Source organism: Arthrobacter sp. SLBN-112, assembly GCF_006715225.1.
Classification (GTDB): Bacteria; Actinomycetota; Actinomycetes; order Actinomycetales; family Micrococcaceae; genus Arthrobacter.
Genome location: NZ_VFMU01000001.1, coordinates 4,020,225 through 4,034,819, shown reverse-complemented (window position 1 = coordinate 4,034,819; position 14,595 = coordinate 4,020,225). Strand labels below are relative to the sequence as shown.

Sequence of the window (14,595 nt, the reverse complement as noted above, 5' to 3'; positions counted from 1 at the left end):
TACCGGGTCCGCTCAGCGCGGCTGCAGTCCCAGCTTCATCCCGGCAAGCCCGCGGGGTTTGGCAGCCAATTGGCCTGCGATGCCTGCCAGCGCGACAGCCCCCGCCGAACCGGGCTGGCCCAGGACGATCGGAACCCCCGTGTCCCCGCCTTCGCGCAGCTGGATGTCCAGGGGAATCTGGCCCAGCAGCGGCACGTCCGTCCCCACCGTGGCGCTGAGGCGCTCGGTGAGCACCGCCCCGCCGCCGCTTCCAAAAAGTTCCATCCTGCTGCCGTCGGGCATCTTCAGGTAGGACATGTTCTCGATGACGCCCGCGATCTTCTGCCCTGTCTGGGTGGCGATGGCGCCTGCTCGTTCTGCAACATCGGCAGCCGCCGCCTGGGGCGTGGTGACCACCAGGATTTCTGCCTTGGGCAGCAGCTGGGCCACAGAGATGGCGATGTCACCCGTACCGGGCGGAAGGTCCAGGAACAGGGCATCCAGGTCGCCGAAATAGACGTCGGTGAGGAACTGTTCCAGGGCCCGGTGCAGCATGGGCCCCCGCCAGGCAACGGGCTGGTTGCCGGTAACGAACATGCCAATGGAGATGACCTTCACCCCGTAGGCAACCGGAGGGAGGATCATGTCATCGACCTGGGTTGGTGCCTGGGCGATGCCCATCAGCGCCGGCACGGAGAAGCCGTATACGTCCGCATCCACGATGCCCACGCGCAGGCCTTGGGCTGCCAGTGCGGTGGCCAGGTTCACCGTCACCGAGGACTTGCCCACTCCGCCCTTGCCGCTGGCTACGGCATAGACCCTGGTGAGGGAATCCGGTTCGTTGAACGGGATCCTGCGCTGGCCGCCGGCGCCGCGCAGCTTCTCCTTGAGGGCATCGCGCTGCGCCTGGTCCATCACTTTGAGCTCGACGTCGACGGCGGTGACGCCGGGGACGGCGAAAAGGGCCTTCTGCGAATCGGCGGTGATAGTGTCCCGCAGCGGGCAGCCGGCGATGGTGAGCAGGACCGCCACGGTGACCTTGCCGTCGTCGGAAACCTGGACCGAGTCCACCATGCCCAGCTCGGTGATGGGACGCCGGAGCTCGGGGTCGATCACTGTGGACAGGGCAGCGTTGACTGCCTCAGCCAACGGCGTGCTGGCAATGGGTTGGGTCATTAGCGGTCCTGTGTGGAATGGCCGGGTTTCACCCGGGGGATTTGCTGGGTGCGCGGGCTGCGTTGCCGGTCCCGCTGTTCGCGCAACTTGTCTTTCACTTTGTCGCGTGGGGATTCGTGCGAACCGGGTCCGGTGTCGTCGTGGGTCCGCAGCTCCTCCTGGGCTTCCAGCAGGTCTTCGAGGAGTGAGCGCAGTTCGGCCCGGACGTAGTCGCGGGTGGCTACCTCGCGCAGTGCGATCCGCAGGGAGGCGAGTTCCCGGGTCAGGTACTCGGTGTCGGAGAGGTTTCGTTCGGCGCGCTGGCGGTCCTGCTGCACAGAAACGCGGTCCCGGTCATCCTGCCGGTTCTGCGCCAGCAGCAGCAGGGGCGCCGCGTAGGAAGCCTGCAGCGAGAGCATCAGGGTCAGCAGGGTGAAGCCAAGGTCCCTCGAGTCGAACTGCCACTCGACGGGCGCCCACGTGTTCCAGCCCAGCCAGAAGATGCAGAACACCGTCATGTAGACCAGGAACTGCGGGGTGCCCATGAACCGGGCAAAGCCTTCTGTGGCGTGCCCGAACGCGTCCGGATCCGGGGAGAACTTGGGCAGGATCCGCTGGCGGGCGCTCAGGGGCGTGTCGAGGCTGCCTTTTGATTCCGTATTGGCAAGGTTCCGCTGGTTGGGGTTCTTCGGAGCGCTGTTATCAGCCAATGCGGCCACCCAGCCTTCTTATCGGGGCTTCGCCATCATGGGCGCGCCAGTCGTCCGGCAACAAGTGATCCAATACGTCATCAACAGTCACCGCCCCCACAAGCCGGCCGGCGTCATTGACCACCGGGAGGGAGTTCAGGTTGTACGTGGCCAGGGTCCGGGCCACTTCGCTGATGTGCGCCTGGTCGGACAACGGCTCGAGGTTCTTGTCCACCAGGTTTCCCAGTGCCTCAAACGGCGGGAAACGCAGCAGCTGCTGGATGTGCACCACGCCGAGGAACCGGCCGGTGGGCGTTTCCAGCGGCGGCCGGGCAATGAAGATCGACGACGCCAGGGCAGGGGAGAGCTCCTCCCGCCGGACGTGCGCCAGGGCTTCGGCGACCGTGGCTTCCGGCGGCAGGATGACCGGCACCGGGGTCATCAGCCCGCCGGCGGTGTCCTCGTCGTATTCGAGCAGGCGGCGGACATCCTCTGCGCCTTCAGGCTCCATCAGCTGGAGCAGTTCCTCCGCCTGGGCCGAGGGGAGTTCACCGAGGAGGTCGGCGGCGTCATCGGGGTCCATCTCCTCCAGGACATCCGCGGCGCGCTGGACATCCAGCGCGGACAGGATTTCCACCTGGTCGTCTTCCGGCAGTTCCTGGAGGACGTCTGCCAGCCGCTCGTCCTGCAGTTCGCTGGCCACTTCGAAACGGCGCTTGTCGCTCATTTCCTGCAGCGCCTCGGCGAAGTCAGCCGGTTTGAGGTCCTCGTGGTTGGCCACGAACTGGGTGGCGGCCTGCGGTTCGGTGCGCGGCCCCTGCTGGGCGTCCGCCCAGTCGATGATCAGGGTCTCGTTGCGGCGCAGCCGGCTCAGGGGTGACAGTGAATGGCCGCGGCGGACAAACAACTTGCTGACGAACCAGTCGCGGGAGCGGTGCTGGTCGATGGCGATGTCCTCGATGGTGGCGTCGCCGCTGCCGTCGCGGAGGGTCACCCGCCGGTCGAACATTTCGGCCACCACCAGTGTTTCGGCTCCGCGCTGTTCAAACCGGCGCAGGTTGACCAGGCCCGTGCAGATGATCTGGGTCTGGTCGATCGAGGTAATGCGCGTCATGGGCACGAAGACGCGCTTCTTTCCCGGGACTTCCACCACGATACCCACCACGTGCGGGGCTCCCTGGGTTCCGCGGGACAGCACAACAACATCGCGCAACCGGCCCAGCCGGTCGCCCAGCGGGTCGAAAACATCGAGGCCCAGGAGGCGCGCCACGAAGACGCGGGTAGGTGTTGTACTCACCTCTACAGGCTACCGAGTCTGCTCTCTTTTAGCTGAATTTACAGGCAGCACCCACGTTGATGGGCAAGAATGGGGTTATGTCTAACATTTTTGGTGCTCCCAGGGCCGGTGGCCCCAACGGTACGGATGACGCCCGTGCCGTACCCACCGGTGACACCGTAGGCTCCTACAACTCCTACCTCGATGCCCAGAAGGCGGTGGACTACCTCGCAGACCAGCAGTTTCCGGTCCAGATGGTGTCCATCGTGGGTAACGAACTGAAGATGGTGGAGCGGGTTACGGGGCGCCTGAGCTACCCCAGGGTGGCTCTTTCGGGGGCGCTGAGCGGCATGTGGTTCGGCCTGTTCGTCGGCGTCATGCTGTCCTTCTTCGCACCGTCACCCGGGTACTTCTCGATCATGACGTCTGTGCTGATGGGTGCGGCCTTCTTCATGCTGTTCGGCATCGTCACTTACGCCATGCAGCGCGGCAAGCGTGACTTCACGTCCACCAGCCAGGTGGTGGCCACCAGCTACGACGTCATTGTTGCGCCCGAGGCCGCCCATGAGGCGCGGCGCCTGCTGCAGCAGCTGCCCATGACCCGTTCGGATGCGGCATCCGGCCAGGGTCGGTACACCCAGCACGACTACTACAACCAGCCGTACCAGCACCAGCAGCAGCCGGGGCAACAGCAGGGTCCGGCCCGTCCCGCCGGCTGGAATGACCCCTACGGCCAGCGGTCCTCCGGCTCATCCGTCCAGGACGGATCGGGCCAGGATGTCCCCGTCCAGGATGGGCACGGCTACCCGGACGACGGCGGCCAGCAGCACAGTGCCCCGCAGCACAGCGGGCAGCAATACAGTGGCCAGCAGCACGACGGCGGCCAGCACCAGCAGCCGGCACAGCCGGCCAGCCCGGTCCGGTCGGTCCGCTACCCGGACCTGCCGGACGGACGCCCGCAGTACGGCGTCCGCCTGCCCCAGGGTCCTGCCGCCGGCCACGGCCAGCACGGGCCAGGCCCGCACGGAACAGGACAGCAGGGAACAGTACAGCCCGGGCCGGGACAGGACGCAGAACACGGTGCCGACCACCCTGCCGATGGCCAGTACGGTCCGGACGGGGACCAGCACCAGGGCGGGCACCGGCAGTAGGACGGCAGGAGCGGCCCGGGTTCAAGCAGCCTGGGGAGTGCCTGGCCTGACACTGCCCGGCCAGCGCCGGAACCAAAGAGCGGGGCCGCCGGATTCATTCCGGCGGCCCCGCTCTTTGCTGTTTGGCCCTTGTCAGGGAGTGTTTCTGCCCAGCTCAGGCTTCTTCGGTCCGGTAGATGCCGGCCATCCAGTCCTCCACGTCCTCCGGATTGCGCGGCAGGGCGGCGCTGAGGTTGACGGGGCCGTCAGCCGTCATGAGGATGTCGTCCTCGATCCTGACGCCGATGCCCCGGTATTCCTCGGGGATGGCCAGGTCTTCCTTCTTGAAGTAGAGGCCGGGTTCGATGGTGAAGACCATGCCGTCGGTGAGGATGCCGTCCAGATACAACTCGCGCTTGGCCTGGGCGCAGTCGTGCACGTCCAGGCCCAGGTGGTGGCTGGTGCCGTGCGGCATCCAGCGGCGGTGCTGCTGGCCCTCGGGACTGATTGCCTCCTCCACGCTGACGGGCAGGATGCCCCATTCGGCCAGGCGCTCGGCCAGGACCGTGGTGGCGGCGGTGTGGATGTCCCGGAACTTGGTTCCCGGCTGGGCCGCGGCGAAGCCGGCGTCGGCAGCATCCAGGACCGCCTGGTAGATCTTGCGCTGGATGTCGCTGAAGGCGCCGCTGGCCGGAAGTGTGCGGGTGATGTCTGCCGTGTAGAGCGAGTCGGCCTCGACGCCGGCGTCCAGGAGCAGGAGTTCGCCGGCGTGAATGCGGCCGGTGTTGCGGGTCCAGTGCAGCACGGTGGCATTGTTGCCGGATGCTGCGATGGTGTCGTAACCCAGCTCGTTGCCCACCTCGCGGGCGCGGGCGAAGAACGCTCCTTCAACCACCCGCTCGCCGCGGGCATGCGTGAGAGCCCGCGGCAACGCCTTGACCACTTCTTCAAACCCTTCAACCGTGGCGGAGACCGCGGTCTTCATCTGCTCGATTTCCCACTCATCCTTGAGCAGGCGCAGTTCGGAGAGGGCCTCTGAGAGCTTTTCATCCAGGGCGTCCAGGACGGCAAGGTCCAGGTTCTCGGGGTCCCTGGCCGTGTTGTACCGGGCGGTGTCCACCAGGGCGTCAATGTTGTCGTCCACCTTGCGGACCAGCCGGATTGAGATGCCGCCGATTTCCGGGGCACCCACGTCCTTGGTGATGGCCGTTTCCAGTTGGTCAATGTGCGCGGTGGCCAGTCCCAGGCGGGCCTCGAATTCCTCCAGGGTGGGGCGGGCCCCAATCCAGAATTCGCCGGAGCGGGAGTCCGCGTAGAACTGTTCCGTGTCCCTGCCGGCCAGCGGCCGGAAGTACAGCGTCGCCCGGTGGTTCCCGCCGTCGTCGCCCGTTCCTTCTGCAACCGGTTCCAGGATCAGGACGGCGTCCGGTTCGTGGTCCAGGCCCAGCCCCGTCAGGTGGGCAAAGCCGGAATGCGGGCGGAAGCGGTAGTCGCAGTCGTTGGAACGGACTTTCAGCGGCCCCGCGGGGATGACCAGGCGCTCGCCGTTGAACAGGGCGGAGATCGCCTTGCGGCGCGCTGCGGCGTAGCCGGCGACGGCGTCCCGCTGCGGAAGTTCCTGGCTGGACGGTGCCCAGTTGCTGGCCATGAAGGCCTTGAAGGCGTTGGAACTGGGCCGCTGGGAGCGGTTGTTGACGCGTTCCTCCAGCGGCTGGGAAGCGGAGTTTTGGGTGTTTTCGGCATCGTTCACGGCACCATCGTCTCACCAGCTTCCCGGCTATGCGAACGTGCCGGCCGGGTTCCCTGCCGTGCCGTCCACTACGCTGGACCAGTGAGGATTGACCTGCATGCCCACTCCAATGTTTCCGACGGCACCGAAACGCCCGCCGATGTCATGGCATCCGCTGCGCGCGCCGGCCTTGACGTGGTTGCCCTGACCGATCACGATTCAACGGCAGGCTGGGCGGAGGCAGCCGAGGCCGCCGCAACCTGCGGTGTGGCACTGGTGCCGGGCATGGAGGTCTCGTGCCGGACGGAGGAGGGCATCAGCGTCCACCTGCTGAGCTACCTGCACGACCCCAATCATCCGGGACTCCTGGAGGAAATCACCAAGGCCAAGGACTCCCGCCTCAGCAGGGCCGAGCGGATGGTCACCATCCTCGCGGAGGACTACCCGCTGACCTGGGACGATGTGATCCACCACGTGGCACCCGGCGCCACCCTTGGGCGGCCGCACATCGCCGACGCCCTCGTCGCCGCCGGCGTGGTGGAGGACCGTTCGGAGGCCTTCGCCTCCATCCTCACATCCCGGTCCCGGTACTTCATCCCGCATTACGCACCGGACCCGGCCACCGCCGTCGAACTTGTCCGGGCCGCTGGTGGCGTGCCCGTGTTTGCCCATCCTGTGGCGTCGGCCCGGGGACGGATCGTGGGGGAGCGGACGTACCGTGACATGATCGACGCCGGGCTGGCGGGCCTGGAGATCGACCACCGGGACAACCCGGAAGAGGGCAGGGATTTCCTGCGGAAGCTGGCCGCCGAACACAACCTGCTGATCACCGGTTCCTCGGACTACCACGGCACCGGCAAGCCCAACCTGCTCGGCGAAAACCTGACATCGCCGGACATGCTCGCCCGGATCGAGGCACTGGGCACGGGAGCCGCCGTCGTCCGTCCCCAAGCACCCAAGTAGGTAGCGCCAAGTGTCGTTTTGGAAGCTCAATACGACACTTAGCGCTACCTAGTTGGGCTGGAACGAGGTCAGGGTGGCGTGGGCACCCAGCCGTTTGGCCATGATGTCGATGGCCGGCTGGTTCTGGTCAACGCACACGAACTTCCGGCCAAGCTTGGCGGCAACTGCCCCCAGCGTGCCGGAACCGGCGAAGAAGTCCAGGCACCAGTCACCAGGCCTGCTCGACGCGGCAACCACCCGGCGGACCAGCCCCTCAGGCTTCTGCGTGGGATACCCGGTCTTTTCCTTCCCGGTGGGGGAGACGATGGTGTGCCACCATACGTCCGTGGGCAGCTTGCCCAGCTCACGCTTGGCGGGCGTGACCAGGCCCGGCGCCATATACGGCTCGCGGTCCACCTCGGCGCTGTCGAAGTGGTATTTCGCCGGGTTCTTGACGTACACCAGGATGTTGTCGTGCTTGGTGGGCCACCGGTTTTTGGCCCGGGCGCCGTAATCGTAGGCCCAGATGATCTCGTTCAGGAAGCACTCGCGCCCGAAGATCGAATCCAGCATCACTTTGGCGTAGTGCACTTCGCGGTAGTCCAGGTGCAGGTACAGTGTGCCGTCGTCCGCCAGCAGCCGCCACGCCTCCACCAGCCGCGGCTCAAGGAAGGACCAGTAGTCGCTGAAGGCGTCGTCATAGCGGTGGAGTGCGCCCTTGATCGTGTCGTAGGAGCGCCCCTTGAACCCGACGCGGTCACCGGTGCCGTCCGCGTTGGCCACCACGGTGGTCTGCTGGCGCCGCTGCGCCCGGCCGGTGTTGAATGGGGGGTCCACGTAAATCAGCGTGAAGGCGCCGTCCGGCAGCGAGGGGAGGAAGTCAGCGTTGTCCGCATGAACCACCAGGCTGCTGCCGTCCGGCGCCCAGACAGTGTCAGTCATGAAGGCTGTTAGGCCTCGTTGCTGCCCGGCTGTGCAGCCTTATCGCCGCCGACAACTTCACCGTTGCGGCGCCGCGTGCGGGTGCGGGGGCGCCGGGTGCGTGAGGGCTGCTCGGCCTCGGTTGCTGCGGGGGCATCGGCAACACCAGCGGGGGCTGCGGCTGAGTCGGACGTACGACGGCGGCGCTCACCGGAGCGGGCCGCGGAGTCACCGCTGCGGCCGCCTTCACGCTTGGCGCCGCGGTCCCGGCCGTCACGGTCGCGGGAGCGCCCTGCGTCGCGGCCGCCGCTGCGGCTGTTCTTCTTGCCGGTTTCGCCCAGGTCCTCAAGCACTTCGGCGTCAACTCCGGCGAGGGTGCGCTTGTCGCGCGGCAGTCGGCCCTTGGTGCCCACCGGGATGTCCAATTCCTCGAACAGGTGGGGGGAGGAGGAGTAAGTCTCGACCGGCTCGGGCACGCTCAGGCCCAGGGCCTTGTTGATTAGGCCCCACCGCGGCATGTCGTCCCAGTCCACGAAGGTCACGGCCGTGCCCTTGTTGCCGGCGCGGCCGGTACGGCCCACACGGTGGAGGTAGATCTTTTCGTCTTCCACGCACTGGTAGTTGATGACGTGGGTGACGTCCTCCACGTCGATGCCGCGCGCCGCTACGTCGGTTGCCACGAGGACGTCCACCTTGTTGTTGCGGAACGCCCGCAGCGCCTGTTCGCGGGCGCCCTGGCCCAGGTCGCCGTGGATGGCGGCGGCCGCGAACCCGCGGTCCACCAGTTCCTCGGCCACCTTGGCGGCGGTGCGCTTGGTCTTGGTGAAGATGATGGTGCGTCCGCGGCCCCTGGCCTGGAGGATGCGCGCCACCACTTCGATCTTGTCCATGCTGTGGGCGCGGTAGATCAGCTGGCGGATGTCCCGCTTGGTCAGGCCCTCATCCTCAGGGTCCGCGGCCCGGATGTGGGTGGGCTGGGTCATGTAGCGGCGGGCCATGGCGATGACCGGGCCGGGCATGGTGGCGGAGAACAGGAGCGTCTGCCGGACGGCGGGCGTCGCGGCGATAAGGGTCTCCACGTCGGGCAGGAAGCCCAGGTCCAGCATCTCGTCGGCCTCGTCCAGGACCACGATCTTGACATTCTTCAGGCTCAGGTGTTTCTGCTTGTAAAGGTCGATGAGGCGGCCCGGGGTACCCACCACAACCTCCACGCCCTGCTTCAGCGCCTCCACCTGGGGCTCGTAGGCGCGGCCGCCGTAGATGGTGGCGATCCTCGCATTGCGCTTCCGCGATGCCGTCACCAGGTCCCCGGCCACCTGCACGGCCAGTTCGCGGGTGGGGACGATGACCAGGGCCTGCGGGGCTCCCGGCACGGCCAGCTTCGCGTAGCCGGGGTCGTCCTGCCCGATGACCCGCTGGAGTGCGGGAATGCCGAAGCCCAGGGTCTTGCCGGTGCCGGTCTTGGCCTGGCCGATGATGTCATGGCCGCCAAGGGCCACCGGCAGGGTCATGGCCTGGATGGGGAAGGGGTGGGTGATCCCGGCGTCAGCCAGGGATTCCACGATGTCCTCGCGGACGTTGTAGTCGGCAAAGGACTTTTCCGCGATCTCATGCGGGGTCTCGTCCGAGATGATGGTTTCTTCCGGCTCGATGGTTTCCGTGCCGGACTCATCGCTCAGAAGCTGGTGGGTATGCAATTCACTCACGGGGGAGTTTCCTTATTCATTTTGGGCAATGGCGCTGCCTGCTCAACGGGCCGGCCAGGGCTGGCCGCTCCGGAGCACGCTCAGGCGCGCAAGCGATTCCAGTGGAAGCCGATCGCGGGCTATCTAATGCTGGCACTGGTGACCAGCGGGTAATTCTCAAGATCGCGTAGGGGCGGGCTTGTTGGTTTCAAATCAAGGAAATCAACGACCGGGCATCCATTTCTACCCTTTCAGTCTAGCCGCACAGGCGCAGAAACACCGTTCCGGCCCGCCTGCTGCGCCCGCCGGCCCTTACGGGACGAGTTCGAAGTGGATCTCCCGGGTGGTGATGTCCGACGAAACCAGGCGGACCCGGACCTTGGTTCCGGACTCCAGTTCCCCGGCACACCGCGCGGTGACGGCGGGCTCGGCAACCTGGATAATGCCCGAACTGCCGCTGCCGTTCCCGTTCTTTCCGTTGCCGTTTTTCCCTGTTCCGTTGCCGTTGCCGTTGCCGTTGCCGTTCTGCGGTTTGGACCCGGAAATCACGATTGCATCGAACTCCTGCCCGATGTGGTTCAGCAGCAGCGCGGCTTCCACGGTGTCCAGGGCCAGGCGTTCCATCCGGGACGCCAGCTGGTCTGAGCCGGCCATGATGCCCGGCAGCAGCGGAAGGGCCTCCCGCGCCCAGCCCGGAACGTCGCCGCCGTTGCTCAGGGCCTCGCAGATGACCAGCACGAAGCGGTCCACCAGGCGGCGCAGCGGCGCGGTGGTGTGGGCGTAGGCTGCCCCGATGGCGGACTGCACCCCGTCCTCGGGGACTGTGCCGTCAAAGGCGGTATAGGAGGCTCCCCGGAACAGCATGCCGGCGGAATGCATGATGGCCAGCTGGCGCGGATTGGTGGGATCCAGTGACCGCAGGTACTCGCCGTAGCTGATCTCGCCGTCCCAGGGCCTGCCCAGCGCCTCGGTCTGCAGGCGGAAGTGGCGCAGGGACCGTTCGTCCGGGGCGGGCATGGTGCGCAGGATGCCCACCTTGCCCTCCAGCATGAGCTGCGCGGCGGCCATTCCGGTCATCAGCGAAATCTGCGCGTTCCAGTCCTCCACGGGCAGCTGCGGGACGGCGTCGATGCGGTAGCCGCCATCGGGCAGCTGGACAATTTCCTGCTCGGGCATGTTGAGGCTTGCCCCTCCGCGTTCCCGTTCCAGGGCCACCCGTTTCAGGCCCACCTCGCGGAGCAGCTGCAGCACCGGGGATGCAGTCCCGGCGTCGAGGTCTGCTTGCGCGCCCTTGTAGCTGAGCTTGTCGCGGCTGCGGACCCGCGCCCGCCTGACGCCCACTGACAAAACCGTCGCATCGCCGTCGAGCGTGAAGTCCCACACGAACGCTGAACAGTCCTGCCCGGGCAGCAGGCTTCCTGCCCCCTCGCTGATCACTTCCGGATGCAGCGGAATCCTGCCGTCCGGAGCGTAGAACGTCTGGCCCCGGCGACGGGTCTCGGCGTCCAGCGGACCCCCGGGGGCAACAAAGGCCGGGACGTCGGCGATCGCGTACAGCACCCGGTAACCGTTCCCGTCCGGTTCGATGAACACCGCCTGGTCAAGGTCCGTGGACGATGCCGGATCGATGGTTACGAATTCCACGGCGGTCAGGTCATAGGACGGCAGCTTCAGCGCGGCCACGGCGGCCCGGGCATCGGCTACTGCGTCATCGGGGTAGGGCCCCGGCAGCTCAAGTTCGGTCCGCAGCAGGCCCAACGCCTCTTCCAGGGCGTTCCTGTGGTCATGGACGTTGGGGGCCAGCCGATGATGTGACACAAAAATCAGCGTAGCTCCAAGTCCACGGATATGGCATCAGGCGACGGCGGCATCCAGCGCGTCGAGGAGCGAAGCAGCAGCGGCGGCGGGATCGGGAGCCTCAGTGATGGCGCGGACCACAACGATCCTGCGTGCACCGGCTTCCGCTACTTGCCGGACGTTTTCGTGGTCGATGCCGCCAATGGCGAACCAGGGCACCGGATCCGCTGCCTTTCCTGAGGCGTCCGCGGCGTACTTCACCAGGTCGAGTCCGACGGCGGCCCTGCCGGGTTTGGTGGGGGTGGCCCAGACCGGGCCCACGCAGAAATAGTCCAGGCCGGCCGGACCGGCAGTTGCTGCCAGGGCGGCGTCCACCTGCTCCGTGGTGTGGCTGGAGAGCCCGATCGAGGCATTTCCGTTCACCAACGTACGGGCTGCGGGCAGGGGAAGGTCTTTTTGGCCGATGTGGAATACCGGTGCCCCGGAGAGGACGGCGATGTCCGCACGGTCATTGACAGCCCACAGCCTGCCGTGCCGTACTGCGGTCTCCTTGAGCACCGCTAGGAGGTCCAGTTCCTCGGCAGCCTCGATGGTCTTGTCCCGCAGTTGGATGATGTCCACGCCGCCGGCGAATGCAGCGTCAACAAATTCCTCAAAGTCGCCGCGGTCCCGGCGCGCATCGGTGCAGAGGTACAGGCGGGCGGCCTTGAGGGCGTCGCTGTCCCGTGAATTGACAACTTCGGTGGCCGGAGCGCGGTGGCCGGCGGGGAAGGATGGAGTGGACACATTCATGCGTGCAAGCCTAGTTCCTCTAAACTGGGCTGGTACTGCGGGAGCCCGCGGCAGCTGTCACAAAGCGCCGGGCTGAGAGGGCGTCAGAGCCGACCGCTTGACCTGATCCGGGTAATGCCGGCGTAGGGAAGGAACCCATATGCGTACCCCCTTCAACCACCCCGGGTCCGCCGGTGCGTCCAGCCCCTCCACCGTCCGGGCCGATGTTGCGGTCATTGGTGGGGGAGTGGTGGGCCACGGAATCGCCTGGGAGGCGCAGCGTTCCGGACGCTCCGTGGTGCTCATCGACGACGCACCGGGTACCGGCGCCAGCTGGGCCGCGGCCGGCATGCTGGCCCCCGTCAGCGAACTGCACTACCAGGAGGAAGACCTCCTGGAACTGATGCTCGACGCATCAGCGCGCTGGCCGGGCTTCGCCGCCGGCCTGGACAGTGCAACGGGCGCGGATTCGGGATACCTGACGACGGCGACACTCGCCGTGGGTGCCGATGCGGCCGACCGCCGGGCACTGATGGATCTGCGTACGGTCCAGCAGGCCAACGGGCTGGTGGTGGAGCCCCTCACCGTACGGGAGGCCCGGAAGCGCGAACCATTGCTCAGCCCGGCCATTGCCTGCGCCCTGGACACCCCTGCGGACCACCAGGTTGACCCCCGGCGCCTGGTGGCAGCCCTGCGGCTGGCCCTGGCCGGCGCGGCACGGGAGAAATCAGAACTGCCCGTTGCGGGGGCAGTGGACGGCTATGCCGTGCCGCAGCGGGCAGCCGGGTTGTTGTGGGACGGCGGAGCTGTTGCCGGCGTCCGCCTGGCCGACGGCGGCACGGTGCTGGCAACGGAAACGGTGGTGGCCAACGGGCTGCAGGCCGGGACACTTGGCGGCCTGCCGGACGGTCTGGAGCTGCCGCTGCGGCCCGTGCACGGGGATATCCTCCGCCTTGCCGTTCCCAGCCACCTTCAGCCGCTGGTGACGTCAACGGTGCGCGGCCTGGTCCACGGCGTTCCGGTGTACATCGTCCCGCGGCAGGACGGGACCGTGGTGGTTGGAGCCACCCAGCGGGAGGATGCCCTCTCCGATGCCGTCAGCGCGGGAGGTGTGTACCAGCTGCTGCGGGACGCCCAGACGCTGGTGCCCGCCGTCGCCGAACTTGAACTCCTGGAAGCCACCGCCCGTGCCCGCCCCGGAACCCCTGACAACGCACCGCTCCTGGGCCGGGTGCCGGCGCCCGCGGCCTCCGCGGGCGGACGGGCCGGGCATGTCCCGGGACTCATCATTGCCACCGGATTCTTCCGGCACGGCGTCCTGCTCACTCCCGCAGCAGCGGGCATCTGCAGGGAGCTGCTGGACGGAAAGGCCGACTCCCGCTGGGCAGCCTTCAGCCCGGACCGGTTCTCGAGGCCGGCGACAGCAGCAACAAGCCCTTTCATCAAGGAGACAGCGTGAACATCACCCTTAACGGAAATCCGCACATGGTGGCCGACGGCGCCTCCATCACCGCACTGGTCAGCCAGGTTACCGGACGCCCGCTGGCTGACAACGGGCAGGCGACGGACGGCGGGAAGCTCGGTGTCGCCGTCGCGCATAACGCCCAGGTGGTGCCGCGCAGCCAATGGTTCGCCACCGCGCTCGCCGAGGGCGACGACATCGAACTTGTCACAGCAGTACAGGGAGGCTGACACCATGACCGAAACCAGCACCATCAACCCCGCAGGAAACCCCGGTACCGGCGACGCCCTGGTGATTGACGGCATCGCCCTCGGATCCAGGCTCATCATGGGCACCGGGGGAGCGCCCAGCCTCGACGGCCTGGGCGCAGCGCTCCTTGCCTCCGGCACCGCGCTGACCACCGTAGCCATGCGGCGCTACTCCACGGCGGAAACCGGTTCGCTGTTCCAGCTGCTGGTGGACCACGGGATCCGGGTCCTGCCCAACACGGCCGGCTGCTTCACCGCCCGGGACGCGGTCCTCACCGCGGAACTGGCCCGGGAGGCGCTGGAAACCGACTGGGTCAAACTGGAGGTCATCGCGGACGAACAAACCCTCCTGCCGGACGCCGTGGAACTCGTCGAAGCCACCGAGCAGCTGGTTAACCGCGGCTTCAAGGTCTTTGCCTACACCAATGACGATCCCGTGCTGGCGCTGCGGCTGGAGAACCTTGGCGCCACCGCCGTCATGCCGCTGGGCGCCCCGATCGGCACCGGCCTGGGGATCCTGAACCCGCACAACATCGAACTCATCGTTTCCCGGGCCTCCGTTCCTGTGGTCCTGGACGCCGGCATCGGCACGGCGTCCGACGCAGCCCTTGCCATGGAGCTGGGCTGCGACGCCGTGCTGCTGGCCACGGCCGTGACCCGGGCGCAGAACCCGGCGCTCATGGGCGAGGCCTTCAAGCATGCGGTGATCGCCGGCAGGATGGCCAGGGCGGCCGGGCGCATCCCGCGCAGGGAGCACGCCCTCGCGTCGTCGGCAATGGAGGGCCGGGCGGAGTTCCTCTAAGCCCCCGCC

The 14,595-nt window shown here is 67.3% G+C and carries 13 protein-coding genes and 1 riboswitch; of the genes, 5 read left to right on the top strand and 8 right to left on the bottom strand.

From position 1 onward, the window contains the following. Nucleotides 1–12: 12 nt before the first annotated feature. From FBY33_RS18505 to FBY33_RS18495, 3 genes are read right to left on the bottom strand one after another with little or no spacing between them, the layout of a single operon-like run. A complete protein-coding gene (locus tag FBY33_RS18505) occupies nt 13–1,155 on the bottom strand; it encodes an Mrp/NBP35 family ATP-binding protein (protein ID WP_142031797.1) in 1,143 nt (380 codons plus the stop codon). Beyond that, complete coding sequence (locus tag FBY33_RS18500) at nt 1,155–1,853, bottom strand: DUF1003 domain-containing protein (protein ID WP_142031795.1); 699 nt, start codon at nt 1,851–1,853, stop codon at nt 1,155–1,157. Before FBY33_RS18500 ends, FBY33_RS18505 begins: the two co-directional genes overlap by 1 nt. Next, nucleotides 1,837–3,120, bottom strand: coding sequence for a magnesium transporter MgtE N-terminal domain-containing protein (locus tag FBY33_RS18495; RefSeq protein ID WP_056334647.1), 1,284 nt, complete (start codon nt 3,118–3,120; stop codon nt 1,837–1,839). Before FBY33_RS18495 ends, FBY33_RS18500 begins: the two co-directional genes overlap by 17 nt. A 77-nt stretch (nt 3,121–3,197) precedes the next feature. Between FBY33_RS18495 and FBY33_RS18490 the strand changes: the two genes are divergently transcribed. Then, a complete protein-coding gene (locus FBY33_RS18490; protein ID WP_142031794.1) occupies nt 3,198–4,250 on the top strand; it encodes a general stress protein in 1,053 nt (350 codons plus the stop codon). A 154-nt stretch (nt 4,251–4,404) separates the two neighbouring features. On the opposite strand, the gene FBY33_RS18485 is transcribed toward FBY33_RS18490, so the two are convergent. After that, complete coding sequence (locus FBY33_RS18485) at nt 4,405–5,979, bottom strand: aminopeptidase P family protein (RefSeq protein WP_142031792.1); 1,575 nt, start codon at nt 5,977–5,979, stop codon at nt 4,405–4,407. Nucleotides 5,980–6,060: 81 nt separating this feature from the next. On the opposite strand from FBY33_RS18485, the gene FBY33_RS18480 reads away from it, so the two are divergent. Further along, nucleotides 6,061–6,921: a PHP domain-containing protein gene (locus FBY33_RS18480; RefSeq protein ID WP_142031790.1), complete on the top strand. Its 861-nt coding sequence runs from the start codon at nt 6,061–6,063 to the stop codon at nt 6,919–6,921. A gap of 48 nt (nt 6,922–6,969) precedes the next feature. On the opposite strand, the gene FBY33_RS18475 is transcribed toward FBY33_RS18480, so the two are convergent. The 4 genes from FBY33_RS18475 to thiE all read right to left on the bottom strand — a co-directional run bounded on the left by FBY33_RS18475 (nt 6,970) and on the right by thiE (nt 12,095). Then, the gene (locus FBY33_RS18475; RefSeq protein ID WP_142031788.1) at nt 6,970–7,842 is read right to left on the bottom strand and encodes a DNA-methyltransferase; all 873 of its coding nucleotides are present in this window, start codon (nt 7,840–7,842) and stop codon (nt 6,970–6,972) included. 8 nt (nt 7,843–7,850) lie between these two features. Beyond that, complete coding sequence (locus FBY33_RS18470; RefSeq protein WP_142031786.1) at nt 7,851–9,527, bottom strand: DEAD/DEAH box helicase; 1,677 nt, start codon at nt 9,525–9,527, stop codon at nt 7,851–7,853. Between the two features lie 291 nt (nt 9,528–9,818). Further along, entirely contained in the window at nt 9,819–11,324 is a 1,506-nt protein-coding gene (locus FBY33_RS18465; protein ID WP_142031785.1) for an RNB domain-containing ribonuclease, read from the bottom strand. A 36-nt stretch (nt 11,325–11,360) separates the two neighbouring features. After that, entirely contained in the window at nt 11,361–12,095 is a 735-nt protein-coding gene (thiE, locus tag FBY33_RS18460; RefSeq protein WP_142031784.1) for a thiamine phosphate synthase, read from the bottom strand. Nucleotides 12,096–12,122: 27 nt separating this feature from the next. Next, nucleotides 12,123–12,241, top strand: a riboswitch (TPP riboswitch). Between thiE and thiO the strand changes: the two genes are divergently transcribed. The 3 genes from thiO to FBY33_RS18445 all read left to right on the top strand — a co-directional run bounded on the left by thiO (nt 12,235) and on the right by FBY33_RS18445 (nt 14,586). Next, a complete protein-coding gene (gene thiO / locus FBY33_RS18455) occupies nt 12,235–13,533 on the top strand; it encodes a glycine oxidase ThiO (protein ID WP_142031783.1) in 1,299 nt (432 codons plus the stop codon). Its footprint overlaps the riboswitch before it by 7 nt. Then, on the top strand, nt 13,530–13,766 hold the full coding sequence (gene thiS, locus FBY33_RS18450) for a sulfur carrier protein ThiS (protein ID WP_142031782.1): 237 nt from the start codon (nt 13,530–13,532) through the stop codon (nt 13,764–13,766). The genes thiO and thiS overlap by 4 nt, the downstream gene beginning before the upstream one ends. A 4-nt stretch (nt 13,767–13,770) precedes the next feature. Then, on the top strand, nt 13,771–14,586 hold the full coding sequence (locus FBY33_RS18445; protein WP_142031781.1) for a thiazole synthase: 816 nt from the start codon (nt 13,771–13,773) through the stop codon (nt 14,584–14,586). The last annotated feature ends 9 nt before the right edge of the window (nt 14,587–14,595 follow it).

Excerpts from the sequence above, each read along its gene's own strand:
- FBY33_RS18505 (WP_142031797.1), bottom strand. The coding sequence starts at position 1,155 with ATGACCCAACCCATTGCCAGCACGCCGTTGGCTGAGGCAGTCAACGCT.
- FBY33_RS18475 (WP_142031788.1), bottom strand. The coding sequence starts at position 7,842 with ATGACTGACACTGTCTGGGCGCCGGACGGCAGCAGCCTGGTGGTTCAT.
- thiO (WP_142031783.1), top strand. The coding sequence starts at position 12,235 with ATGCGTACCCCCTTCAACCACCCCGGGTCCGCCGGTGCGTCCAGCCCC.
- FBY33_RS18445 (WP_142031781.1), top strand. The coding sequence starts at position 13,771 with ATGACCGAAACCAGCACCATCAACCCCGCAGGAAACCCCGGTACCGGC.
- thiE (WP_142031784.1), bottom strand. The coding sequence starts at position 12,095 with ATGAATGTGTCCACTCCATCCTTCCCCGCCGGCCACCGCGCTCCGGCC.
- FBY33_RS18490 (WP_142031794.1), top strand. The coding sequence starts at position 3,198 with ATGTCTAACATTTTTGGTGCTCCCAGGGCCGGTGGCCCCAACGGTACG.